A 26,016-nucleotide genomic window follows, 5' to 3' on the forward strand; every position below is an offset into this window, starting at 1 on the left:
CATGCCGATAACCGTAGGTGCAACGGATCATGCGCTGCGTCGTTGGGCCGATGCAATGGACAGCGCCGCGCCGGAACTGAACCGGCTTGACGGTCAACTCGGCGACGGCGATCTGGGCGTGACACTCGTCAAGTCTGCAGCGGCTGTGCGCACGGCGCTCGATGCGGGGCCGTATGCCGACCTTGGGCAGCTCTTCAAGGCATGCGCGATGGGATGTGCGCGCGCATCAGGTTCAAGCTTCGGGACGCTGTTGACCTTGACGTTCATGACGCTCGCGAAGCGTCTCGAGGGTTGTGCGACGCTTGAGTGGAATGCATTGCCGGCTGAGCTACAGGCGTCGCTTGATGCAATGTCGCAGCGAGGCGGCGCGAAGCTCGGCGACAAGACTGTGCTCGACACGCTGGCAGCGGCGAGGGACGCGATTGAGGGGTTATCGGATCCGAAGGCGCAGCATGCAGCGGCGAGTGCGGCGGTGGATGCTGCCATTGAGAGTTTCCGGACGCAGCCAAACCGAATTGGGCGGGCGCGGATGTTCGCACAAAAATCCATCGGTCTGGATGATCCGGGCATGATCGCGTTTCGGTATATGGTGGCGAGTTTTTCGGAGGGGTAGGAGGGCGGGGTTTCGTTCGCACTGGGGATTGGGCGGGGGTAGGGGCTATGTTCGGGGGTTTGGTTATTGGGGGGGTAGCGGTCGGGGTCTATGCCGGGGTGGTCGGTTCTGGGGTTAGCGGTCGGAGTCTATGCCGGGTTGGTGCTTTCGGCCGTGGTGGTCTGCAAGAGTCGGATTTTCTCTTTATCACTATTAGCCACTGTGCGTGGCGGCACGTCATTTCTTTGTCCAAAGCGACAAAGAAACGAAGCAAAGAAAACGCTTTCAACCACGCTACCCTAAGTGTCCACAGCGTGCAGTTTGTATTCATAGGTGCCCCAAAAGCACGGTACTCGCCAGAGCGAAGGATGTGTGAAACCCTCCTTCTCCGAACACCGATACCCACACGCTTCGCCACCAGTGATTGAACCTGCCCAAGGGGCACCCCGCGCTATCCGCGTGAACCAGCCACCGAATTTGTACGCATAACGAACCACGTAGCCAACCCGCCAAGAAACAACGCTGCAGAATGCGTAAGGCCGTAACCGACGAAAATAGCTGTACAGAATGCGCAGCCAATTCATAGAAACTGAAGCAGTAAACACAAACACGCATGAAGCTGTGGCCTATGAATACGGTCGCACAGACCAGGTAGCTAACCTGTCAAAGAACCGCAGCCGTAAATACCCGTAAGGCGGTGCGGGTTCCTTAGCAATTGTGCTTGCCCGAGAGCGTACGGGGCGAAGCGTGTTCGTGTCAGGATTCGCGAGAAGGAGGGGTTCAAACATCCTCCGCTCTGGCGAGCACCGTGCTTTTGGGGCACCTATGAATTGAAACTGCACGCTGTGGACACTTAGGGTAGCGTGGTTTAAAAGCGTTTTCTTTGCTTCGTTTCTTTGTCGCTTTGGACAAAGAAATGACGTGCCGCCACGCACAGTGGCTAATAGTGATAAAGAGAAAATCCGACTCTCGCAGACCACCACGGCCGAAAGCACCAACCTGGCATAGACCCCGACCACTAACCCCAGAACCGACCGCCCCGGCACTGCCCCCGACTAACCCCGGAACCGCCTCCGTCCCTCCAACGACCAAACCCCGCCCGCACCAGAAAACCCCAAGTGCGAACGAAACCCAAATCAAGGTCGCTGCGCGCCACTCTGCCCCACATACACCGCCATCAACGACGAAGCCGTCGTCACGAACAGCCGATTTCGCTTCGGACCGCCGAAGGTCAGGTTAGTCGCGACCTCAGGCAAATGGATCTTGCCGATCAACTCGCCATCGGCTGCATAGCAATGCACACCATCGCCGGCTGTCGTCCAGATATTACCTTCAGTATCAACACGAAAACCGTCCGCCACACCCGGCGAAATAGTCGCAAACACACGTTGATCGCCAAGCCGGTGCCCATCGATCACGTCATACGCGACAATATGATGCGGACCCGACGGATCGTGAGAAACCCCTGAATCCGCGATATACAAAATGGTCTCATCAGGCGAAAAGGCAAGCCCGTTCGGCTTCACCAGCGCGCCCGTTGCAATCGACATTTCTCCGTTGCGCGGATCAAGCCGATACACATTGTTCGCCCCGATCTCACTTTTCGCCTTATGACCGGTGTAGTCACTAAGGATGCCGTAGTCCGGATCGCTGAACCAGATCGTGTCATCGGACTTCACGACAATATCATTCGGTGAATTGAGCCGCTTGCCTTCGAATCGATCGGCAAGCACGGTGATCGTTCCGTCGACTTCAGTACGGGTCACACGGCGCCCGCCACTCTCGCAGGTAATCAGTCGTCCTTGACGATCGCGAGTATTGCCGTTGGCATGATTGCACGGGCTGCGATAAACCGTCGCCGGCGCACCTTCCACCCAACGCATGATACGATCGTTTGGAATGTCGCTCCACAGCAGGTAATCGCCGTCGGCGAAATAAACAGGACCTTCCGGCCAGCGCATGCCTGTATGCAGCACTTCAATGCGTGCGTTCGCAACCAGGCTCGTGCGAAAACGCGCGTAGTTGATGATTTCGAATTCCGGGCTCACAACGTGTCTCCATAAAAAATGAATGCGGGCGATGGGTTGCGCCGGAACGCCCGCGGGCTTGCAATCATTCGGTTGCGGTTTTCGAATTCCACGTGGCGACAGGAATCGTCGGCATGTTGAAAATCTCGCTGGTGCGCACGTAGTGATGGCCATGCATGCGCCCGACAAGCTGTAGCCGCGGGGTATCGATCAAACATCGCCCGGCGTCCAGCACAGCGTGATCGCTGATGTGCATGGCGAGCACTTCGCCAATGATCAGCGAGCGGCGTGTGCCCAGCGGAACGATCTGCATCAACTCGCATTCGAACGAGACGCTGCTTTGCGCAATCCGCGGCGTGCGAATCAGCGCAGAAGGCGCCGGCGTCAGACCTGCCGCGACGAATTCATCGACCTCCGGCCCGAATTCGATCGCGGTGATGTTCATGCGCTCGACCGTATCGTCGCTCACGAGATTGACGACGAACTCGTTTTGCAAGCGCACGTTTTCGCCAGTGTCTTTGCGATCGATATCGGAACGATGGTTGATGGCGAAGCCGAGCGTCGCCGGATCTTCGGCGAAGACATTGAAGAACGAGAACGGCGCGGCATTGGGCTGGCCGTTTGCATCCATGGTCGACACCCAGGCAATAGGGCGAGGCGTGACCGTCGACGACAACAGCTTGTAACGCTCATGCGGGGTATGTTTCGCGAAATCGAAGTACATGACGATCCTGTTGATAATTGAATAGCCGACAGCGGCGCACCGCGCCACGGCCCTTGCATCAAGACGCGTGGCAAGCTCATGGCGGCGGCATGTAGCCACATGTTGCGCTTCAGATCACGCCTTCTTCGCGCAACCTCTCTATCTGCGATTTCGAGAACCCCAGCCACTGTTCGAGGATGTGTTCATTGTCTTCGCCATAACACGGCGCACCACGGTCGATCACACCGCCGCTGTAGGCGGGCGTCGCGCTCATCTTCACGGGGAATTCCGCGACCGGCCAGCGGCCGATTCGCGTGCCGGTGACTTCAGTCAGCCATTCGAGCGACGCCAGTTGCGGGTCGCTGTCGCATCGGTCGCCTGCCGTCTGGCACACGCCTGCCGGCACGCCGGCGCGCTGCAACCGCTCCATGCCGGCGTAGGCGTCCTGCGTCGATGACCACGCGTTCACGAGCGTGTCGAGCGCGTCCTGGTTCGCGAGCCGCAACTCGAGTGTCGCGAAGCGCGGATCCGACTTCAGGGCGGACAACGCCGTGACGTCGGCGAAAGCGCGCCATTGGGTATCGTCGAAACACGCGATGCTCAGCCACCGGTCGTCGCCCGCGCATCGATACGCGCCGTGCGGCGCAGCGGGCTTGTAGGGCGAGCGGTTGCCATAACGCGACCAGACGCGGCCGTTCGCGGACCAGTCGAGCACGGCCGTTGCCGTCTGGAAAATGCCGGACTCGCATTGCGATGAATCGATCCACTGTCCTTCGCCCGTCTGCTCGCGGTGATAAAGCGCGCCGAGCGCGGCGAGCGCGAACCCATATGCGCCGATCCAGTCGAGATATGAATATCCCCAGCCGGCTGGCGGCGCCGGATCGGGCAGGCCGGACATTTCCGTGCTGCCGACAAACGACGCCGCCACCGGCCCAACCGTGCGGAATCGTCCGTACTTGCCGATCGCGCCCATGCCGGCCTGCTGCACATAGATGATGTCCGGACGGATCGACTTGAGTACGTCGTAGCCAAGTCCGAGCCGCTGCAACACGCCCGGCGAAAATCCTTCGGCGACAATATCCGACATCCGGATAAGGTCCTTGGCGATCGCAAGTCCTTTAGGATGCCGAATGTTAAGCGACATCCCGCGTTTGCCCGCGTTCTTGTTGTTGAACTGGCCACCCATGTCGGAATCGGTGACGGCTTGCATCGGTCCGGTCGCTTTCATGCGCGCCTCGCGGCCGCCGACGGGCGCCATTGCGCCAAGCCGCGTATCGGGATTCTCTTTCCATTCGACCTTGATGCTTTCCGCGCCCAACGAATTCAGGAACCGCGTGCCGCCCGCCGATGCCAGGAACCACGAAAAGTCGAAGATCCGAACCCCTTGCAGCGGGAACGGTTTGCCACGCGCGGAGAGCGCCGGCGCACGGGCTTGGGCGGGAACGCGGGCTGTGGTTGTCGTGGCTTGCACGGGACGTGCAGGACTTCGTGCAAGACTTTTATCGCCGTTGTGCTCGCCGAGCTGGGGCGCGCGGGTACCCGGTTGCCACGCAGTGGCGGTGCCCATCCATTTACTGGTCGGGTATTGAAAGGTGCGGCCCAGCTCGGGATGCTCGACGTCCGAAAACGTGGAACGCATGAGCCAATGTTCGTCCTGCGCGTTCTCGTGCGGCTTGCGCACCGGCGCCCACAGCAACCCGGCGTCCTGCGCTTCGCGCCAGGGCAGATGCGCGTAGTCGTACGACGCGACAAAGCGCTGGATCACCTCCAGCATGTGCTCGGTTTCCTTGTCGAGCCGTGCCGAACCGGGAGTGTCGCGCGCGGAAAGATCGCTATCGAGGGTTGGTGGGCGCAGGTCTTCCGCCCGGTCGTAGTGCTGGAGGAACGGCACGAGCCGGGCCTTGTCGCGCGCCGATACACCCCACGTCATGTTCCATCGGTTATCGGCCGTGCGGCTGATGTTGAGCATGCTGTTCGTTGCTTCCGCCGCATGACGCGCGGTCTGGCGCATCAGCGGCGCGCGGCGCATCACCCATGACATCAGGTCCAGTTCCGTATTGATCGCCACGGCCTGATGGATCGCGCACGAGAGATCCTGTCCTTCACCCGTTTGCTTGCGATGCAGCAGCGCTGCAACGATCGCCACCGCGGTCTGATCGCCGGCGATGTGATACGCGTGCCACACCTGCGGCGCAATGGGCGGCTTGGCATAGCTGCCGTCCGGTTCCGGATCGTATCCGCAATTCATCATGACGCCGCCAAGCGCGAGATGAATCAGGTCGGACGCCTGGTAGTCCTTCCATGGGCCGCTGTCGCCGAACGGGGTAATGCGCGCGACGATGAGACCCGGAAATTGTTCTGCCAGCGGCTGGTCGAGTCGCAACTCGCGCGCAAGGCGGCCGCAACTGCTGTCGAGCAGAATGTCAGCGTTCCCAAGGAGGTTTAGAAACTGTTCACGTCCATCCGCGGTTGCGGTGTCGATGACAACCGACTTCTTGCCGCGGTTATAGGCCCAGTAAAACAACGAGCGTTCGGGACCGGGCTCGTCTTCGAAGAACGGCCCGATCTTGCGCGTCGGGCTGCCTCCTGGTGGTTCGATCTTGATGACTTCGGCACCCAGGCCGGCTAACACGAGTCCGCAGTATTCGCCCAGTTCGTCGGCGACTTCGATCACGCGCAACCCGGCCAGCATGCCGGGCAGGGTCTTTTGATCGGGCATCAGCGAGCTCGGGGCAGCGGAGGTGCTGGAAGTGGGATGCGACATGATTTCCTTATATTGAAGGGACCAGCCTCGTCAAGGGCGGTCTACCCGGCGGCTTGCCCGAGCATGAACATGAGCAAGAGCGGGATACACCGCCCCACGGGGAGGGCGGTGTTGCCATACGCCGCAATGGCAGCGCAGTTGCGGCCTAGCGCGAGTTCTGGATGTAGACGACGTGGGTCTGGGTGTACTCGTAGAGCCCATGCTTGCCGTCCGCACCGCCAATTCCGGAACGGCGCACACCGGCGTGAAAGCCTTGCATCGCTTCGAAGTTTTCGCGATTGACGTAGGTTTCGCCGAAGCGGAGTTCGTTGCAGGCGCGCATCGTGTTGCCGAGGTTGCGTGTATAAATCGATGACGTTAATCCGTAGTCCGAATCATTTGCCATATCGATCACCTGATCGAGCGTGTCGAAGACCGTCACCGGCGCGACCGGACCGAAGATCTCGCGCCGCATGATCTCCATGTCCTGGCGACAGTCCAGCAGTACCGTAGGTTCGAAATACTGGCCCCCTTCGCGTTCCACCCGATTGCCGCCAGTCGCGAGCCGGGCGCCGTCTGCAAGCGCGCGCTCGACCAGTCCGTGCACCTTTTCTGCGGCGGCGACATTGATGAGCGGTCCCATGTTGACATCGGCTGAACCAAGCGGGTCGCCGAAGGTAGTCGCGCGCATGGCGCGCACGAGTTTCTCGCTGAACGCATCCACCACCTTGCGATGCACGTAAATGCGCTCCGCGCAATTGCAGACCTGGCCACTGTTGATGATGCGTGAATCCTTGATGGCGTTGACGGCCAGATCCAGATCGGCGTCATCCATCACGATCGCCGGCGCCTTGCCGCCGAGTTCCAGATTGACCTTGGTGATGTTCTTCGCTGCAGCGGCCATGATGCGCGAGCCGGTTTCCACGCTGCCGGTGAAGCTGATCATGCCAATGTCGCGATGACCGGCCAGCGCGCTGCCAGCTTGCGCACCGTTGCCATAGACAAGATTGAAGACGCCTTTGGGCAGGTCGGTTTGCGCAAGCAGTTCGGTGAATAACGCAGCGTTGTTCGGTGTCTCCTCGCTCGGCTTGATCACGATGGTGTTGCCGGTGACAAGCGCCGGCGCCATCTTGCGGGCAATCAGGAAGAACGGGAAATTCCACGGCAGGATCCCTCCGATCACCCCAATAGGCTGGCGGAACAGGAAGATGTTTTCGTCGGCGCGGTCGCTGGTAATGACTTCGCCTTCCAGTCGGCGCGCCCATTCCGCCATGTAGTCGAGGTAGTCCGCCGTGAACGTGGCCTCGGTGCGGGCGAGTGAAAGAATCTTCCCTTGCTCCTGCGAAATCACGCGGGCAATTGCCTCGGCATTGTCACGGATCTTGCCGGCGATACGCCGCAGATGCCCGGCTCGTTCGATTGCAGGAAGGCGTCCCCAACCGCTCTGGGCGCGCTTCGCGGCTTCTATCGCCTGGTCGACGACCGCTGCGGGCGAGTTCGGTATTTCCGAAATGACGGCGCCGGTGGCGGGGTTGAGGACCGCGATACGTTCGCTGTTGTCCGGGTCGATGAAACGGCCATCAATGTAGTTACGGTGCATGTGTCTCTCCATGTCGTGTGAGCTGGCCGGCCGCGCCTGGCTGGCATCCGGCGGGTCAGTAGGGGGCAGTTTTAGAGAATTTATATTGAATATAGATTATATAATGCATTGTATTCGTCCAGGTCGTCAACGCTGAACAGGCTATCTGGCACCTCGCCAATCCACCTCTTGTGCGCAGATAAAATATAAATTATATTCTTTTCATTGAAAACAAATAGCAACGAGGAGGGAGGATGGAAAGGCCGTTCGACAACGTACGGATTCTCGACATGACGTACGACCTGGGACGCTATGTCGGGCGTCTGTTTGCAGACCTCGGAGCGTCAGTGACGCGTTTGGAGCCGCCCGGCGGATTGCCTGACCGGCGCTCGGTCAGCAGCAGCGACCCGGCCACGCGCGAGCCGGCGGTCTACGAGTTCGAGTTCCTGAATGCCGGGAAAGAGAGCCGCACGCTCGACCTGCAATCGGCGGACGGACGCGCGGCGTTCGCCGCGCTGGCGAAGTCCGCGCAAGTGATCCTGCTGGAGCGCGGTGGCCCGCTATATGACGAGCTTGACTGGATCAGGTCGCTCTCGCCGTCTGTTGTCGTGACATCGGTGTCGCCTTTCGGGCGCACCGGCCCGTGGGCGGATGCTGCGGCGACCGATCTGACGCTGCAAGCGGCGGGCGGCATTGCGTGGCTTTCAGGACGGCTCGACGATGCGCCGCTGCGCCTGCCCGGTTCCCAGGCGACCATGATCAGCGGTGTCTATGCCGCTGTGGCCACGTCGCTCGCGCTGTATGACGCGAATGCGACGGGGCGCGGCCATGTCGTCGATGTCTCAGCGCAGGAATGTATTGCGCACTCGCTGCAGAATTCCATCCAGATGTGGGACTTCGAGAAGAAGATATCGATGCGTGGCGGAGAGGGTACCCGCGACGCGAGCGAAGACATGTTTGCCTGCAAGGACGGCCTGATCTTTCTCGCCGCGCCCCGATCGCTGGGCGTGTCGTGGAATGCGTTGGTCGCCTGGATCTGCGAGACCGGACATCCAGCTGGCGAGGCATTGTCCGAAGCGCGCTGGGGTGATCGTGTGTGGCGCCTGACCAAGGAAGCAAAACACATCTTGCGGGAGACGCTTGAGTCGTTCACGCGGCAGTACACCAAGCAGGAACTGACGCAGGAGGCGCTCAAACGCAAGATCGTGCTGGGGCCGGTCAGCACCGTTCTCGACGTGCTGGAAGACCCGCAACTGCGGCACCGGCAATTTTTCGAGTCGGTTGCGTTGAACCATTTGAACGCCACTGAGTTGAACGCCACTGCGCTGGACACCACCTCGAACGCGACCGCGCGCTTTCCCGGCGCCCCCTACCGGCTGTCTGAGCCGGTATGGTCGGTCAGTCCGGCGGCGCCTCTCGACCAGCCCTCCGCTCGATCCTAGGAACCTTTCATGCGACCCAATTTTCTCAAGGGCATCCGTTTTACAGACCTCACATGGGCCGGCGCCGGTCCGTTCGGCACCAAGGTATTTTCGGATTTCGGCGCCGAGGTGCTGAAGATCGAAAGCATGACGCGGCCCGACTCGGTGCGCACGGCCGGGCCTTTCAAGGACGGCGTGGTCGGCACTAACCGCAGCGGTTACTTCGCGTCGCGCAATACAGGCAAGCACAGCGTCTCGCTGAATCTCAAGACGGAGGAGGCGCGGCAAATCGTGCGCGATCTGGTTGCCCACTCCGACGTCGTCTGCAATAACTTCGGACCGGGCGCGATGGATCGCCTTGGCTTTGGCTACGAAGCGCTGTGCGAGATCAAGCCCGACATCATCTATCTATCCATGCCGATGTACGGCCAGGACGGCCCGCGTGCGGACCTGCTCGGCGTTGGCATGACGATCAGCGCGGTGACGAGCATCATGTGGCAGACCGCGTATGGTCCAGGTGACCCGGTCGGCCCCGGCACGCATTATCCCGACCATGCAGCGAACCCGTACCACGCGGCGTTTGCCGTGCTGGCTGCGCTCGCGCATCGGCGCAAGACGGGGCGCGGCATGAAGATCGATTTATCTCAGGTCGAATCCACCACGAACTTTGTCGGACCCTCGATTGTCGAGGCGGCCGCGACCGGGATCGAGCCGCCGCAGATCGGCAATCGCAGCCGCAATGACGCGCCTCACAACATCTTCCGGGCGCGTGGTGACGACGCATGGATCGCGATCGCGGTCACGGACGATACCCAATGGCGCGCGCTCACGGACGCGATCGGCCGCCCGGATCTCGCCGCCGATGCAACCCTGTCCCACGCCGCCGGCCGGCTTGCAGCGCTGGCACGCGTGGAAGATGCGGTTGCGGGTTGGGTGCGGGAACGCGACGTGGACGACATCATTGCTGCGTTGCGTCCTCACGGTATCGCGGTGGCGCGCGTGTCATCGTCGCGGGAACTGATCGAAAACGATCCACAGTTGGCGTATCGGCACTATTGGCAGCATGTCGATCACCCCGAAGTCGGTCCGGTGCTGCTGAGTTCATTGCCGTTCACCATCGACGGGGAGCGCGTTCAGCTTGAGCGGCCGCCGCTCTTTGGCGAGCACACGAGCGCGGTGCTGGGCGGCTTGCTTGGCCTGTCCAGCGAGCGCATCGACGCGCTGAATGAACTGGGAGCGTTGTCATGAGCGAGAAGGAATTCAAACGGCCCAGCTCGAGTTTGCGCCGGGCGGCGGCCGTCGTCGGCGTGGGTCATACCGATTGGACCGGCGACTGGAAGCGGGTTCGCGCCGGCGAAAAGCCTACCGACAGCTACGGCTACGGCGCGCTCGCATTGCGCGAGGCGTTGGCCGACGTGGGGCTGACACGCGCCGATATCGACGGCTTGATTGTCGGTCCGACCACGGCCTACGAGCGCATGTCAGAAGTGCTCGGCATCAACCCGCGCTGGGGCGACCAGGCCGACGCGGTTCTTTCTGTGGCGCAGGCCGTCACGGCGATCGAAGCCGGGCTTGCCGAGACCATTGCGCTGGTTTATGGAAACGATCAGCGCTCCGCTGAAATCCAGTACGGCGGACCGCAGGCGATGGGCGGCGACGCGTTCTTGTCCTACGTGTATCACTCACCGTGGGGCCTGACATCGCAAGGCGCGCTCTACGCGCTTACGTTTCGCGCGTACTGCCATGAGCGCGGCTTCGATTCGCTGGACCTGGGACAAGTTGCCGTTGCGCAGCGTGCATGGTCGTCGATGAACCCGAACGCGGTCATGCGCAAGCGCATTACGCTTGACGACTACGCGCAAGCGAAATACATCTGCGAACCGTTGCGGCTTTACGATTACTGCATGATCAACGACGGTGGAGTGGCGTTGATCGTCACCACCGCCGAGCGGGCGAAAAAGTTGCGCAAGCCGCCGGTGTATATCGAAGCGCTGGGGCGGCGCGACCTGAATCGGGGGGCAACGAGCCTCGAGCCCAGGCTGACCGATTTTTATCTGTCCGCACAGCAGGATTGCGCGCGTCAGGCGTACGACATGGCCGGCTTCGGACCGCGCGACATGGACTTGTTCCAGGTGTACGACAGCTTCTCGGTCCACGTCCCGCTCGCGCTCGAAGGCTACGGCTATTGCGATGTCGGCGACGCGGGGCGTTTCCTGCGCGAAGACGGCATTGGCCCGGGCGGAAAATTGCCAACCAATACGAGCGGCGGCCATCTGTCCGAAACCTACATGCAGGGATGGGCGCATCAGATTGAATGCGTGCGCCAGTTGCGCGGCGAATGCGGCGAGCGGCAGGTGCCCGACTGCCGGCACGCGCATTACACCTCAGACGTTGCCGGCAAAGCGGTGTCGATCATTTATAGCCGATAGGGAAAACGCGATGAGCCAGGCAACATCTGAAGCGGCGCGTACGCCGCAGCCCGTGATGGGCCTCTACGACCGGCCGATGTGGGAAAGCATTCGTGAACGGGCGATGAAACTGCAGTGCTGCGCCGAGTGTGGAGGGTTTCAATATCCGCCTGCGCCGGTGTGCGTGCACTGCTTGTCGTCGAAGCTTGAATGGCGCGTTTTGTCCGGGCGCGCAAGCATCATCTCGTGGGTGATCTTTCACAAAAGCTATCTTGGCGCGTATCCGGCGCCTTATAACGTTATCGCGGTCAGGCTGGAGGAAGGGCCCGTGATGATTTCCAATCTGGAACCACCGCTGCCTGAGGGAGACTGGATCGGCAAGCCCGTGCGTTTGACGTACGTGACGATGGCGGATGAACTCGTTCTTCCGCGTTTTACGATCGACGCAAGCGAACCGGTATCGACTTGATGTCCGGCGATTGCTTAGCAGAATATCGTCGATATTCACGCATGAAGCAATCACGCGAAGCGGTCCGGAAAGCCCGAAAAAAGCGTGCGCCGCGTGCGTAACCGCTATTTCGGGCTTCGGCAATTGTGTGTCCGGGAGGGGCCTGGACTGCTCGGGTAAAATCCCGCATTGCTTCCGGCAATAGGATAATTTATTTTATATGTATAAAATATGCGGCCGGTTCAGTGTTTGCGGAGCGAGGCGCGTTGCCGCTTTCCTGTCGGCGGGCAGCGCGCGTTCCCGCTTTTTCTCATGACCCCCGCCGAGTACGCCGGTGCGACCGCATAGGCGCGCTCGATGCGAACTACAGCAGGCACCCTCGCCGGGGTCGCCCCTGATAACAAACGGTCATCATCGATGGGTGCGGCCTCGTACAATGCCGGGAATCGGGCACTGGCCCGGTCGACATGATTTACCGCCCCCGTCACGGCGCTCTGGCGCCCAGGTCTTATTGACCCTTGCGGGACGTGCACTGGAAACCCTTGGAATGCATATGACTTTTTGGACGAAACTCGATCAGGTTGCCGAACGATTGCGCGAACGTATCATCTCGGGCGAATACAAGCGCGGTGACAAGCTGAAGCAGGCTGATATTGCCGCCGAACTCGGCGTCTCGATCACGCCGGTGCGCGAAGCGCTGAAGGTGCTCGAGATGGAAGGGTTTGTGGTGAGCGTCCCTCATAAAGGGCTTTCGGTTCCCGAGATCGAGCCGGAACGTGCTCGCGAGATTTTCGAGTTGCGTGTCATGCTCGAGCGCAGCCTGACGGAAAAGGCGCTTGCGCGGATCACCAAGGAGGAGATCGCGGAGATTCGGACGCTGCATCGAGAACTGACGGCGCTCGTGAAGGCGCGTGAGGTATACCCGGTGCGCGCGGCCAACGTGCGTTTCCATTTTCGACTTTACGAAATTGCGGATTGTCCGCAAACCCTGCAGTTCGTGCGTGTGTTGTGGGCGAAATATCCGTTCAATTTCCACGACGACCAGGCGGTACGCTTCAAGCAACTCTTGCAGGAGCACGGCGAAATCATTCGCGCGCTCGAGTCGGGTGATAAGAAAGTGGCGCTTGCCGCGATGATCAATCATATTGAAAGCGGTTGGAACCGTGTCTCCGACAACGTGATGTCCACAAAACACCCGTAACGCCAAAACGGTACGTTATAAAAGAACCCGGCAACGACGGTTAGTCTGCCGGCAAGCCCGTGCTCATTTTTATAACTCATGCGTTGCGACTCATTCGTTGCAACGTCGCTGCGCGTGGGCAATCCACGCGCAATCTCTCAGGTTCCCCGCACTGGTCCGGTCTTACGCACCCCGACACTCATCCCCTTTCCGGTTGCATGAAGCCCGCCGCAAGCGCGCTGCGTCGCGGATGCTTTTGATCCTTGACTCGTAGTGTATAGCCGATAAAAACCGTCCGGAACTTGGTCGGACCAATTTGTCCGGGTCCCACGCGTTACTCATGATGGCGGGCAGCAGCGCATGCATCGCGCAGCGCTTCTCAAGCAGATATATCCCCGCATTGGAGAACACGATGGACACGCTTTCGCAGATTATCCGGCTGCATGAAGACGACAATGTTGCGATTGCCCGCAATACCCTGCCGGCCGGCACCGTGCTGGACGAACTGGACGGACTCGTCGTGCGCGCCGAGGTTCCGGCGGCGCACAAGATCGCGTTGCGCGACGTCGAGGCGGGCGCACTCGTGCGCCGCTACGGACAGACGATCGGACGCGCGTCATGCCGCATCGAACGGGGAGACCATGTCCATACCCATAATGTATCGATGGGCGATTTCGAGCGAGATTATGCCTTCGGCGAAGACATGAAACCCGTCGACCAGGCACGCGAGACGCTCACGTTCCAGGGCATTCGCCGCGCGGATGGCCGCGTGGCGACGCGCAACTATATCGGCGTGGTCAGCACGGTCAATTGCTCGGCTACCGTCAGCAAGATGGTCGCGCAACATTTCTCCGCGCCGGGCCGGCTCGACGCTTATCCGAACGTGGATGGCGTCGTCCCTGTCACGCATAGCTTCGGCTGCTGTATCGATCACAACGGCGAAGGCATCCAGCAATTGCGGCGCACGATCGGCGGATTTGTCAAACACGCCAACTTCGCGGGCGTGCTTGTCATCGGCCTGGGTTGCGAGGCCAATCAGATGGGCGCGATCTTCATGACCGGCGGCATTGCGCCCGGTCCCACGATGGTGCCGCTCGTCATGCAGGAACTGGGCGGTACGCAAAAGACCGTCGATGCCGCGATCAAGGCGATAGAAACAATGCTGCCTCTGGCGAACCAGGTGGTGCGTGAACCCTTGCCGATCTCGCACCTGAACATCGCCTTGCAATGCGGCGGTTCGGATGGCTACTCGGGAATCACGGCCAATCCGGCGCTCGGCGCGGCAGTCGACTTGCTGGTCCAGCACGGCGGTACCGCCATTCTTTCGGAGACGCCCGAGATCTATGGCGCGGAGCATTTGCTGACGCGCCGTGCGGTCTCGCGTGAAGTGGGGGAGAAGATCGTCGAGCGCATTCGCTGGTGGGAATCCTATGCGGAGCGCGAGAAGGGCAGCATCGACAACAATCCGACTCCGGGCAACAAGGCCGGCGGCCTGACAACGATCCTCGAGAAGTCGCTGGGCGCAGTCGCTAAAAGCGGCTCAACGCCGCTGATGGGCGTCTACCGTTATGCGGAGCCAATCGATACTCATGGCCTCGTGTTCATGGACGCGCCAGGATACGATCCGATGGGCGCGACCGGACAGATTGCGAGCGGCGCCAACCTCGTTGTATTTACCACAGGCCGTGGTTCATGCTTCGGCGCCAAACCCGCGCCATCGATCAAGCTTGCGACCAATACGCTCATGTACAACCGCATGCGCGACGACATGGACATCAATTGCGGTGACATCATGGATGGCTCGGTCAGCGTGCGCGAGAAGGGCGAGGAAATCTTTCGCTCGATCATCGAAATCGCTTCAGGTGCGCAGAGCAAGAGCGAGGCGCTGGGCGTCGGCAACGAGGAATTCGTTCCCTGGATGATCGGCGCGCAGATGTAGGCGTGACGATGAAGAGCGTGTCCGGGTCTTTTGCCAAGACCCGGGGCCGCGGCTCAGGGCAAACCCTGAAACGGCGCGGTTTTTGGTTGTCGCTTAATAAAATATAAATTATATTATAACTCCAATATAAACCGGCCGGCAGTGAGGCGCATGCGCGCTTCGCAGATTCGAAGATCCGCATGCCGCGTCGCAACGGAGATAAAAGTGACCTGGAAATCCCGCTACTGGGTGTTCTTGATGTTGTTCGCGCTCGCGACCATCAACTACCTGGACCGAGTCGCTCTATCTATTTCCGCAGGCAGCATATCCGTCGATCTGGCCATCACGAAGGTCCAGCTCGGTTACCTGTTTTCATCGTTTCTGTGGGGCTATACACTCTTTCTCATTCCGGTCGGCTTGATGGTGGACCGCTTCGGCTCGCGATCGGTCGCGGCCGTCAGCATGGCGGTGTGGTCGGCGGCTACCGTGCTGACGGGCGCGGCAATGTCGGTGGGCGCGGTGATTGCGGCGCGTATCGTCATGGGTGTGGGCGAGTCCAGTTGTTATCCCGCGGCAGGACGGATCATCCGGGAATGGGTGCCGAACAGCGAGCGGGCAACCGCCATGACCATCTTCAATTCGGGTGCGTACTTCGGTCCTGCGTTGGGCGCCGTCGGGTTGTCGTGGCTCGCGTCGGTAGCGGGCTGGCGCTGGTCCTTCGTGATTTGCGGCCTTGTCGGCTTTGTCTGGCTCGCGTTCTGGCTCGTGTTTTTCCGGACGCCAGAGAAGGCTAAATGGTTGCCGGAAGCGGAGCGCCGCATTATCGAACGTGATCGGGAAACCGGCCGGCAGGTGCGTGGCAATACAGCGCCGCCGGTCGGACTGGCCGGCCTGATACGCAGCAAAACCATGATCGGCCTGATGATCACGCAAGGCTGCAACTCTTACACGCAGTACTTGTTCCTCACGTGGCTGCCCAACTACCTGCAAACCGAACGCGGAATGACGATGCTCGCGAGCGGCACCGTCATGGCGCTGCCCTATCTTGGCGCGATCGTCGTATCGATCGCGCTTGGCGTGCTGAGCGACCGGATGCTGACCGAGCAAGCGGTGGAAGCAGGACGCCGCCGTACGCTGATCGGCGTGGTGATGATCGGCGGTGCTTCCATCCTGTTCGTGCCCTGGATATCGAGCGTGTGGGTCATCGTCGGGCTGATCACGCTTGCGCTCGGTGGCGTTGCAACCGGTAACGCCCTCAATATCGCGTTGCTGGGAGACCTGCTGCCGTCGAAGTCGGATGTCGGGCGCGGCACGGCAATGCTGCTGATCGGCGGTAACGTGCTGGGCTTTCTTGCGCCTATCGTGACGGGCTATGTCGTGCAGGCGACCGGACATTTCGCCGCTGCGTTCGTGGCGGCCGGTGTGCTGCTCGTGATTGGCGCGTTGTCGTCGTGGTTCCTCACACGTTCGCCTATTGGTCCAGCAAGAATCGCTGTCACGGCCGCGAACGCACCGCGGCCCGCCGGGAGTTGAGATGAACGAACCTGAAGCCGTTTCTAACGCGCCAGTCGAGCCCGTGGCGCCTCCGCACGTTCGTATCCGGCCCGAGTGGCTTGCGCTGCGCTCCGAGCCCGCGCTGGAGCCGGCGCTGCCGATCATCGACGCGCATCATCATCTTTGGGAACTGCCTGACAAGGTGTATCGGGTGGCTGACCTGCTCGACGACATGAGCGGCGGCCATGATATCCGCGCGACGGTGTTCATCGAGTGCAAGACCCATTACGACACGAACGCGCCCGCCGGATTCGAGGCCTTGGGCGAGGTGCGTTTCGCTTGCGATGAAGCGCGTAAGGCACAGGCCGCGGGCGCCCGTGCAAAAGTGGCTGCCGCAGTCGTCGCCAATGCGGACCTGTTGCTTGGCGACAAGGCACGTCCGGTCCTCGAACGGATGCTCGACGTTTCCGATGCCCGCGTGCGTGGCATTCGCAATATTGCCGTGTGGCACGCCGATCCGAGCGTGCGCGCATCCGCGGCTACACCGCCGCAAGGGCTGTTGACGGATCGGCGTTTCAGAGAAGGTTTCAGGCATCTCGCTCCGCTCGGCCTGAGTTTCGATGCATGGTTGGTCCATACGCAGATCGACGAGTTGTGCGCGCTCGCTGCGGCATTTCCGGACACGCACATCGTGCTGAATCATGCTGGCAGCCCGCTCGCGCTGGGTCCTTATCGCGGGCATCGCGACGAAGTCGTCGATGCATGGCGCACCGGCGTCACGGCGCTCTCGCGTTATCACAATGTCAGCATGAAGCTTGGCGGTTTCGGCATGCCGCTCTTCGGTTTCGATTTTCAGGAGCAGCCATTACCGCCCAATTCGCAGACGCTCGCGAACGCGATCCGGCCTTACGTGGAAACGTGCATTGATGCTTTCGGTGCGACGCGCTGCATGTTCGAGAGCAACTTTCCGGTCGACAAAGGCTGCTTCAGTTACAGCATCCTATGGAATGCTTACAAACGTATCACCGCAGGTATCCCGGACGGCGAAAGGGCAGCGCTCTTCCACGATACCGCGGCCGGGTTTTATCGGATCGGGGCCACGTGAAGTGGATGTGGCCTGTACCCAGGAGACAGATATGGACGGTTTGACCAGACAAGTCGGCGCGTTTGCCGCGACCGTACGTCGTGAAGATATTCCCGACGCGGCTATAGATGGTGCGCGAATTGGAATAACCGATTGCGTGGGCGTGATGCTCGCGGGCGCGGGCGAGACTGCGCCCGCGATTGTCTCCGGCATGCTTTCGGAGCTCAAGGGTCCCGATGCCGCGCCGCAAATTCCAGGCGGGCGGCGCCTGTCCGTCGCCGACGCGGCGCTTGCAAATGGCGTCTGCGCGCACGTGCTCGACTACGACGACGTCGCGTTGTCGGGTCATCCGAGCGTCGTGCTGACACCCGCGATCCTCGCGCAAGGTTGGGCGCTTGGCAGTAGCGGCCGTGACCTCCTGACGGCGTACGTCGCAGGCTATGAGACCTGGGCGCTGCTCGATGCGCTGGAACCCGGCGCGCTGCATGAGGCCGGCTTCCATCCGACAGCGGTCTATGGAACCTTGGCATGCGCCGCGGCAGTGTCGAACCTGCTTCGGCTAGACGCTGAAAAGACCGCGCATGCGGTTGCGATCAGTGCGTCCATGGCGGCAGGTACGGTCGCGAACTTTGGTTCGATGACGAAATCCTTGCAGGTCGGCCGCGCAGCACAATCCGGTGTGCTGGCAGCCGGCCTGGCGAAGGCCGGTTACACCGGTTCGCTCGACGCCCTCGAACATCGAGCGGGCTTCATGCGTGCTCACTCACCTTCAGGCACGCCCGACATTGATACCCGCGACTTCGAACTTGGCTCGCGCTGGCGGCTTCCGGAAAGCGGCGTGCATATCAAGCGTTATCCGATTTGCTATGCCACGCACCGGTCCATCGACGCCATGCTTGAACTTGCCGGGTCGCAGGCGATCGAGCCCGACGACGTGGAAGAAGTGCATGTCCACACCGGCGACACGCAAATGCTGATGCTGCGAAACCACGCGCCGCGAACGGGCCTCGAAGCCAAGTTCAGCATGCAGTTCGCGATGGCTGCGGCATTGATCTCGCGTCGCGTCGGCCTGGAGGAACTGACCGATGCATTCGTGCAACGCGAGGACGTGCGCCGACTGATGACGCGCGTTCGATGCACAACAACAACGCAACGCGTGCAGGACTGGGACCAGCCCTTTGCGCCGGCCGATCAGGTGAGCGTGGTTCTGAAGTCGGGACGCGAGTTGCGTTCGCGAGCGGTCGAGCGGCCCAAAGGCAGTTGGCAGCGGCGCATGACACGCGATGAACTGCGTGAGAAGTTCATCGATTGTGCGGTCCGTGCGCTCGGGCAAACATCGGCGGAAAGTCTGTTCGGGCAATTGTGGGCGCTGGACGATCTGCCTTCCGTACGCGGCCTGGGCATGTTTTCCGGGTCATTGCACGAACGGGGGTGATCGGCCTGCGCGCCTCCAGCCTGCAATCCACATCATCCACTTCATTCAAGACACTATCCATGACGACAGCAACCCCGCAAGAGTCCGATGATCCATTCATGGTTTCGTTGGAAAGCCAGGACTACAGCGAACTGCGCGACGCGGTGCGCCGCATTTGCCGCGACTATCCGGGCGACTACTGGCGCAAGCTGGACAATGAGAGCGCATACCCGACCGAATTTGTCCGGGCGTTGAACGAAGCCGGTTTTCTCGGTGCGCTCATTCCGGAGGAATATGGCGGCTCGGGCATGCCGCTGCGCGCGGCAGCGGTGATTCTGGAGGAGATCAACGCGAGCGGCTGCGTGGCCAGTGCGGCGCATGCGCAAATGTACATCATGGGAACGCTGCTTCGTCATGGCAGCGAGGAGCAAAAGCGGCGCTATCTTCCGGACATCGCATCGGGCGCGCTACGGCTGCAGGCGTTTGGTGTCACCGAGCCCACGAGCGGATCGGATACGACGCAGCTCAAGACCCGTGCGGTACGCAAGGGCGATGTCTATGTCGTCAATGGACAGAAGGTGTGGACGTCGCGCGCCCTGCATTCAGACCTGATGCTGCTGCTCGTGCGTACTACGCCGTTCGAAGAATGCCGCAAGAAAACCGACGGCCTTTCGACCTTGCTGGTGGACCTGAGAACGGCTAAAGGCAATGGCATCGAAATCCGTCCTATCGCTACGATGATCAATCACAACACAACGGAAGTGTTCATCGAAAACCTGGAGGTGCCGGTCGCCAATCTGGTGGGCGAGGAGGGCAAGGGGTTCCGGTACATTCTGGACGGCATGAATGCAGAGCGCATCCTGGTTGCGCAGGAGTGCATTGGCGACGGCCGCTGGCTCCTGAAGAAAGCGGTCGACTATGCCAACGAGCGAGAGGTTTTCGGCCGCGCGATCGGACAGAATCAAGGCGTTCAGTTTCCGCTTGCACGCGCTTATATGGAACTCGAAGCTGCCGATCTCATGGCACGCAAGGCCGCTGCGTTGTTCCAGAGCGGCCGGCCCTGCGGCGCGGAGGCAAACATGGCCAAGCTGCTGGCGTCGGAAGCCACGTGGCACGCAGCGGATACGGCCTTGCAAACGCATGGCGGGTTTGGTTTCGCGCAGGAGTACGACATAGAGCGCAAGTGGCGCGAAGTGCGTATTTACCAGACCGCGCCAATCTCGACCAATCTTATCCTGGCGTATCTTGGCGAGCATGTGCTGGGCTTGCCGCGCTCATACTGAGCGATAATAAGCCCCGCAACGGGTCGCGCGTTCGCAGGGTGAACGACAAGGCGGCCGGTCGCCGCATTCTGAATGCCGCGAGCGCTCCGCAACATTCCGCGTGCGCTCGCCAAGCTGCTACCTATGCCGGCACGAACTTCGCAAGCGAGATATCCGGCGTGACATCGTCGAATTGCACTTTCATCGGCATGCCCATTGCGGCGTTTTCGGGAATGGCGCCTACAAAATTTCCAACGACCAGCGGGCCGTCCTCAAGCTGCACGAGACAGACGTGATACGGCAAGTCGTCACGGAACGCAGTCCAGTAAGCGCGGTGGAACGTCACCCACGACACCAGCGTGCCGAGTCCGCTGACGGGCTCCCAGCTTTGCGTATCTGAGAGGCAAGCGGGGCACACCGGCGTTGGCGGAAAGTGGCGATGACCGCAGGCCTTGCATACCTGTACCGATAACCGATGCGCACGCGCATGTTCCCAATAGCCTTTGGAATCCTCATCGATAACAGGCAATGGCTTGTCATAGGAAGTCAGCATGATTATCCCTTCGTGTAGATGATGGAGCGCGTGCACGGCGTGGCGGCAACGTACTGGACGACTTCGCAATCCGCTACCTGACGCGCGCCGCATTCTCCGCGCAATTGACGGACAGCTTCGACATTGAGCGCCCAGCCCTGCATGTAGGAGTTGGACAGATGCCCGCCGTCGGTATTGGTCGGCAGGCGGCCATTGAGTCCGAGCGCACCGTTCTCCACGAACGCGCCTGCTTCGCCCCGCTCGCAAAAGCCCAGCCCTTCGAGACTGAAAAGGACCGTGGGGGTGAAGTTGTCGTAGCACATGAGTGCGTCGATGTCGTCGTGTGTCACCCCGGCCATCTGATAAGCATTCGTGCCGGCCTCGCGCACCTCGTCGTACCAGAACTCCTGATCAAAGTTGCCGATCGCACTGCGTTCGAATGCGTCGCGCGCGCCCACGCCGGAAATCAGCACAGGTGGTTTATTGAGGTCGGCGGCCCGCTCGCGCGTTGTGAGGATCATGCAGACTGCGCCGTCGTTGACGAGGCAGTAGTCGAGCAAACCAAGCGGTTCGACGATCCGGCGCGCCGCGGCGTGATCGTCGAGGGTGATGGGCTTTCGCATCACTGCGTCAGGATTGAGGATTGCGTTGTTGCGAAACGCGACCGACACCTCGCCAAGCTGACGGGTGGTCGTGCCGTAGCGCTCCATGTGCATACGGAACATCAGCCCATGCGACGCGCCCGGAGAGGTGAGTCCCCATGGGTCCCAGAAAGTGGCGAATTCGTCGCCACCGTAATTCATCCGTCGCGATCGGCCGATGTTCGTATAAATAAGCGCGACATAGTTGGCCGCGCCCGTTTCAAGCGCGAGCATTGCCTCGGTTATCGCCATGCCGGACATGCGGCCGTGACCCGGCAAGGTCATTGTCCAGCGGGGATTGAGGCCGAGTATCTCGCCCATGTGCGCGTAAAAAGGCACGCGGCAACAGAGCAGCCCGTCGACTGCGTTCTTCTCCAGCCCGCAATCGGCCAGAGCGAGCTTGAACGCTTGCACGCCGAGCGCATAGTCGCTGACATCGGGGAAATCACCGTACCGCGTATTGCCAACTCCGACAACGGCAACTCGATTACTAAGGTCCTGCATTGGATTCATGCCTGTTTCTCCGTCGGATGTCGGATAAGAGCGCCTCCTTGGAGGCGATGTGTGGCCGGTCTTGCAGCGAATCTGGCGGCCTGTGAGGACAGGAACAGGAGGCGACAGGCGCGATGCTCAAGAACGGGAAGTTCGGCCAGGGCTGGAGTCGGCGCGAGCGATCCTGCCTCAGTCCGGATAGGTCTCATGGACCCATCGTATTGCTTATAAATATAAAATGTATTTTATGTGTCACTTGATGAAGCGGTCAAGCTGAGAATCTCTTCCGAAGAGCGCGTGCCCTGGAAGTCATCACTGCTGTGGCATTGACCGCGTTGCTGCGCGTTATCGCCTCATGTATGTCGGGGGCATGTCCGCGTCAATACATTTTATATAATATAATTATATATGGAGCCAAGGTTTACCATAGACCTTCAGGGAAATTTCAGGGTCATTGTTCCTGGATTTTTCTCGGAGGGTCATAAGCAATGCTGACCGATATGAAAGAATTGATAAAAACCGGTCGAACGCAAAGGAGGAGAGTGACGGGTATGGTATCCAGCAACTCAGGCCGCAAAACATTGGCGCGGGTCATCGCGGATCTGGAAGGCAAGATTCTTGATGCATCGTGGCGAAAGGAAACGCGGCTTCCGTCCGAGCGGGAACTCGCTACGTCTCTTGCGGCTTCACGCACGACAGTGCGTGAAGCGATTCAGCGTCTCGTTGCGCGTGGCTTGCTTGAAACGCGTCGCGGGAGCGGCCTGCATGTGAGCAGTCGCCCGGCGGCCGGGCTCAGCGCACCGTGGCTTCAATTGATTGCCGAGAACCCGCCAATGCGTGCCGACACGCTCGAGTTTCGGCTCGTCTTCGAATGTGCGGCGTCACGGTTCGCCGCTGAACGCGCCACGCAGGCCGAGCTGGCTAACCTGGATTCCATTCTTGAGAGAATGGACCATGCAGTACGCAACGAGGACGTGGAGGCGGAAGCACTGGCTGACGCCGAATTCCACACGACGTTGGCCGGCGCCTCGCACAATCTGATGATGGGCCACTTTCACGCGAGCGTCATTGCCGAATTGCGCGAGCACATTACGAGCAACACGTTCGACGCGTCGCACATTGATGTCGACGCAAGACACCTTGCATTGATGCGTCTGAACCAGCACAGGGCGATCTACGAGGCCATTCGTGCGCGCGCACCGGAGGCGGCGTTCAACGCCATGTACGCGCACATCGACTTCGTCGGCAAGCAATTTGCGTCGATATGAATGCATCGTTTCCGACGTTGTTTGGAGGCTATAAGCTTATGTGCAATGCGGTGCAAGGAACCGCGCTTGAGGAAACGCACGGCGAGCATTCTTCGCCGGCCAGGCCAGGTTGCTTCATCTCCGCCATCGACGACCCTTGAGCCGGCGGTTCACGCGTTTTCGTGTATTGCGATACCCTTGAATTTTATCTTCCGTTGGCCGATCCGCGCGCTGAATGGCGGTGTCGCGCATCGTGTCAGCACTAACCAGGGACTACCATGCCGATTGACTCTTCCACTTCTCCCGTCTGGTTCATTACCGGCTGCTCGACCGGATTCGGTCGCGAAATCGCACTGGCCGTGCTCGCGCGCGGCTGGCGTGCCGTCGTGACCGCCCGCGATCCCGGCGCCGTTGCCGACCTCGCGAGTGCGCATCCTGAACTCGCGCTGCCGCTCAAACTCGACGTGACTTCGCCCGCTGACATGGTCGCGGCCGTGGCAAAAGTGAAGGCTTCGTTTGGCCGCATCGACGTGCTGGTCAACAATGCCGGATATGGCTACCTGTCGGCTGTAGAAGAAGGCGAGGATGACGAAGTACGCGCCATGTTCGAAGTCAATTTCTTTGGCGCGGTCACCGCGATCAAAGCCGTGTTGCCCGTGATGCGCGAGCAAGGAACAGGACATATCGTCAATATCACGTCGGTCGGTGGCCTGGTGGGTAATCCGGGCAGCGGCTATTACGCGGCGACCAAGTTCGCGCTAGAGGGTCTTGGGGAAGCGCTCGCACGCGAGACGGCCGAGTTGGGTATCAAGGTCACGACCGTCGAGCCGGGACCGTTCCGAACCGACTGGGCCGGGCGGTCACTGAAACAGACCAGCCGGTCAATCGATGCATACGCATCAATCGCCGGCAGGCGCCGCGCGCAGGTTGCTGCCCATAGCGGCCGGCAACCGGGCGATCCGGCACGCGCGGCACTGGCGATCATCGCCGCCGTCGAGGCTGCCGTGCCGCCATCGAATCTGGTGTTGGGCAAGCCCGGGCTGGAAGCGGTCCGCGTAAAACTTGGCAGGCTCCAGAATGATCTCGACACCTGGGAAGCGACGACCGTTGGTGCGGATTTTCCGGACTGATATCCTGCACCGCATCGCTATTTTTTTCCGCGCGCTCGGATCATGGTTAAGCGCGCGCTCGATTCAAGCGGGCATCTTCGTCTGATCGTTTTCAGACAATGCCCGCCTCACACGCCGAGATGCTCCAGCAATTCGTCTTCGCGTTCGATCACGTCGTCGTTCGTCAGCGTCTGGATGATCTTGCCGTCGACCATCAGGTTGTGGCGATCCGCCACCGATATCGCGAAGCGGAGGTTCTGCTCGACCAGGAGGATAGTGCGGCCATCGGCCTTGAGTTGCAGGATGACGTCCCCGATCCTATCGACAATGACGGGCGCCAGGCCCTCCGTTGGTTCGTCGAGAAGGATGAGTTGCGAACCCATGTGCAACGGGCGGGCAATGGCGAGCATCTGTTGCTCTCCGCCTGACAAGGTGGATGCTTTTTGATGACTGCGTTCGCGCAGCACTGGGAACAATTCGAAGATGCGCTCAAGCGGCCATGCAGCGGGACCGCGAACGGGCGAGATGACGAGATTTTCCTGCACGCTCAGCGTCGCAAAGATGCCGCGGTCCTCGGCAACATACCCAATGCCCGAGCGCGCGGTGCGTTCGGGGCCAAGCGGCAGCACGTCCACGCCTTTGTATCGCACTGTTCCGCTGCGCCGCCGCATGTCGCCAATAATCGCTTTCAACGTCGTGGTCTTACCCACGCCGTTACGGCCTATCAGCGTGACCACTTCCCCTGGCTGGACGTCGAAGTCGATACCGTGAAGCACTTGCGTCTCGCCATACGATGCCTGCAGGTTGCGTACTTCAAGCATGTCCGTGTCCTCCAATACCGCGTTTGCCGCCGAGATACGCTTCGATCACGCGGGGATCGGAATGCACCTCGTCATAAGAACCGACCGTCAGAACGCGGCCTTGTTGCAGCACGATAATCTGCCGCGCGAGGTCGGACACGACCCGCAGATTATGTTCGACCATGATGACCATGCGGTCCTCGGCAATGGATCGGATCAGTTCGATGATCCGGCCAATATCCTGCGACGACATACCCGCGGTCGGCTCGTCGAGCAGGAGAACCTGCGGCCGCGTCGCGAGGCTGATGCCGAGTTCCAGTGAACGCTTGAGACCATAGGGCAGGGCCGATGCCTGCTGGTCGCGCCAGGAGGACGCGATGCCGACCTGATCCATGATGTCGTGGATTTCCTGACGATGGACGTCGAGCCCATGGCTGCGGCGCCAGAATTCACATCCGCTCGTCGCGCGGCGCTGCATGGGCAGGAGGAGATTTTCTGCGACCGTCATGTGGCTGAAGATGCTGCTGATCTGGAAACTGCGCACGATCCCCAGCCGTGACACGGCCTGGGGATTGAGCCGCGAGATGTCCTGATCGTGAAACAGCACTTTCCCGGCGGACGGTTTCAGGAAGCTGCTCAGCAGATTGAAAAAAGTGGTCTTGCCGGCGCCGTTGGGACCAATGATGCCGAACACGCCCGTTCCGGCAAAACGTAGATCCACGCCCGCCACAGCGACGAACCCATCGAATTCTTTGCGCAGCCCACACGTCTCGATGACAGGTTCCCGCGTCGCGATGCCAGCCGGCACCGCAGCGGCGCTCCTCACATATTCAGCACCCGTTGACATCGCCGATCCTCCGTAAAAGACCACAAAAATATAAAAAATAAAAATAATTGATGGGTCTAATATACAATGCATTTT

At 60.6% G+C, this 26,016-nt stretch carries 21 protein-coding genes; 13 read left to right on the forward strand and 8 right to left on the reverse strand.

Features of this window, described 5'->3' with window-relative positions; all coding sequences use genetic code 11:
• Position 1: 1 nt before the first annotated feature.
• Complete coding sequence (locus HB376_RS25135) at positions 2–613, forward strand: dihydroxyacetone kinase subunit L (RefSeq protein WP_213766408.1); 612 nt, start codon at positions 2–4, stop codon at positions 611–613.
• A 1,115-nt stretch (positions 614–1,728) separates the two neighbouring features.
• Here the strand turns inward: HB376_RS25135 and HB376_RS25140 are convergent.
• From HB376_RS25140 to aldA, 4 genes are all read right to left on the reverse strand, one after another.
• On the reverse strand, positions 1,729–2,640 hold the full coding sequence (locus HB376_RS25140) for an SMP-30/gluconolactonase/LRE family protein (RefSeq protein ID WP_213766410.1): 912 nt from the start codon (positions 2,638–2,640) through the stop codon (positions 1,729–1,731).
• A 64-nt stretch (positions 2,641–2,704) separates the two neighbouring features.
• Complete coding sequence (locus HB376_RS25145; protein ID WP_213766412.1) at positions 2,705–3,343, reverse strand: flavin reductase family protein; 639 nt, start codon at positions 3,341–3,343, stop codon at positions 2,705–2,707.
• A 109-nt stretch (positions 3,344–3,452) separates the two neighbouring features.
• Positions 3,453–6,086 (reverse strand): CoA transferase, encoded by a 2,634-nt coding sequence (locus tag HB376_RS25150; RefSeq protein ID WP_255631557.1) that lies wholly within the window; start codon positions 6,084–6,086, stop codon positions 3,453–3,455.
• 145 nt (positions 6,087–6,231) lie between these two features.
• Entirely contained in the window at positions 6,232–7,665 is a 1,434-nt protein-coding gene (aldA, locus tag HB376_RS25155) for an aldehyde dehydrogenase (RefSeq protein ID WP_213766414.1), read from the reverse strand.
• A gap of 233 nt (positions 7,666–7,898) precedes the next feature.
• On the opposite strand from aldA, the gene HB376_RS25160 reads away from it, so the two are divergent.
• From HB376_RS25160 to HB376_RS25205, 10 genes are all read left to right on the forward strand, one after another.
• Positions 7,899–9,086 carry a CoA transferase gene (locus HB376_RS25160; RefSeq protein ID WP_213766416.1) on the forward strand — a complete coding sequence of 396 codons (1,188 nt, stop codon included), beginning with the start codon at positions 7,899–7,901 and terminating at the stop codon, positions 9,084–9,086.
• A gap of 9 nt (positions 9,087–9,095) precedes the next feature.
• Positions 9,096–10,313 (forward strand): CoA transferase, encoded by a 1,218-nt coding sequence (locus HB376_RS25165; RefSeq protein WP_213766418.1) that lies wholly within the window; start codon positions 9,096–9,098, stop codon positions 10,311–10,313.
• Positions 10,310–11,494 (forward strand): thiolase family protein, encoded by a 1,185-nt coding sequence (locus HB376_RS25170; protein ID WP_213766419.1) that lies wholly within the window; start codon positions 10,310–10,312, stop codon positions 11,492–11,494. The genes HB376_RS25165 and HB376_RS25170 overlap by 4 nt, the downstream gene beginning before the upstream one ends.
• Positions 11,495–11,504: 10 nt before the next feature.
• On the forward strand, positions 11,505–11,942 hold the full coding sequence (locus HB376_RS25175; protein ID WP_218627370.1) for an OB-fold domain-containing protein: 438 nt from the start codon (positions 11,505–11,507) through the stop codon (positions 11,940–11,942).
• Positions 11,943–12,468: 526 nt separating this feature from the next.
• Positions 12,469–13,122, forward strand: a complete 654-nt coding sequence (locus tag HB376_RS25180; protein WP_255631558.1) for a GntR family transcriptional regulator — start codon at positions 12,469–12,471, stop codon at positions 13,120–13,122.
• Positions 13,123–13,513: 391 nt separating this feature from the next.
• On the forward strand, positions 13,514–15,040 hold the full coding sequence (locus tag HB376_RS25185) for an altronate dehydratase family protein (protein WP_213766420.1): 1,527 nt from the start codon (positions 13,514–13,516) through the stop codon (positions 15,038–15,040).
• Between the two features lie 204 nt (positions 15,041–15,244).
• Entirely contained in the window at positions 15,245–16,552 is a 1,308-nt protein-coding gene (locus HB376_RS25190; RefSeq protein WP_346730575.1) for an MFS transporter, read from the forward strand.
• Between the two features lies 1 nt (position 16,553).
• A complete protein-coding gene (locus HB376_RS25195) occupies positions 16,554–17,618 on the forward strand; it encodes an amidohydrolase family protein (RefSeq protein WP_213766423.1) in 1,065 nt (354 codons plus the stop codon).
• A 31-nt stretch (positions 17,619–17,649) separates the two neighbouring features.
• Entirely contained in the window at positions 17,650–19,032 is a 1,383-nt protein-coding gene (locus HB376_RS25200; protein ID WP_213766424.1) for an MmgE/PrpD family protein, read from the forward strand.
• Positions 19,033–19,130: 98 nt separating this feature from the next.
• Positions 19,131–20,294: an acyl-CoA dehydrogenase family protein gene (locus HB376_RS25205; protein ID WP_213766465.1), complete on the forward strand. Its 1,164-nt coding sequence runs from the start codon at positions 19,131–19,133 to the stop codon at positions 20,292–20,294.
• A gap of 121 nt (positions 20,295–20,415) precedes the next feature.
• Here HB376_RS25205 and HB376_RS25210 read toward each other — a convergent pair whose 3' ends face one another.
• Positions 20,416–20,826 carry a Zn-ribbon domain-containing OB-fold protein gene (locus HB376_RS25210; protein WP_213766426.1) on the reverse strand — a complete coding sequence of 137 codons (411 nt, stop codon included), beginning with the start codon at positions 20,824–20,826 and terminating at the stop codon, positions 20,416–20,418.
• Positions 20,827–20,828: 2 nt separating this feature from the next.
• On the reverse strand, positions 20,829–21,959 hold the full coding sequence (locus tag HB376_RS25215) for a thiolase family protein (protein WP_213766428.1): 1,131 nt from the start codon (positions 21,957–21,959) through the stop codon (positions 20,829–20,831).
• Positions 21,960–22,489: 530 nt separating this feature from the next.
• Between HB376_RS25215 and HB376_RS25220 the strand changes: the two genes are divergently transcribed.
• A complete protein-coding gene (locus tag HB376_RS25220; protein WP_213766429.1) occupies positions 22,490–23,206 on the forward strand; it encodes a FadR/GntR family transcriptional regulator in 717 nt (238 codons plus the stop codon).
• Positions 23,207–23,469: 263 nt separating this feature from the next.
• Positions 23,470–24,315: an oxidoreductase gene (locus HB376_RS25225; protein ID WP_213766467.1), complete on the forward strand. Its 846-nt coding sequence runs from the start codon at positions 23,470–23,472 to the stop codon at positions 24,313–24,315.
• Positions 24,316–24,422: 107 nt separating this feature from the next.
• Here HB376_RS25225 and HB376_RS25230 read toward each other — a convergent pair whose 3' ends face one another.
• Positions 24,423–25,115, reverse strand: a complete 693-nt coding sequence (locus HB376_RS25230) for an ABC transporter ATP-binding protein (RefSeq protein WP_213766430.1) — start codon at positions 25,113–25,115, stop codon at positions 24,423–24,425.
• Complete coding sequence (locus HB376_RS25235; RefSeq protein ID WP_213766432.1) at positions 25,108–25,941, reverse strand: ABC transporter ATP-binding protein; 834 nt, start codon at positions 25,939–25,941, stop codon at positions 25,108–25,110. The genes HB376_RS25230 and HB376_RS25235 overlap by 8 nt, the downstream gene beginning before the upstream one ends.
• Between the last annotated feature and the right edge of the window lie 75 nt (positions 25,942–26,016).

Origin of the sequence: Caballeronia sp. dw_19, from assembly GCF_018449515.1 — a bacterium.
In the GTDB taxonomy this organism is placed as follows: Bacteria; Pseudomonadota; Gammaproteobacteria; order Burkholderiales; family Burkholderiaceae; genus Caballeronia.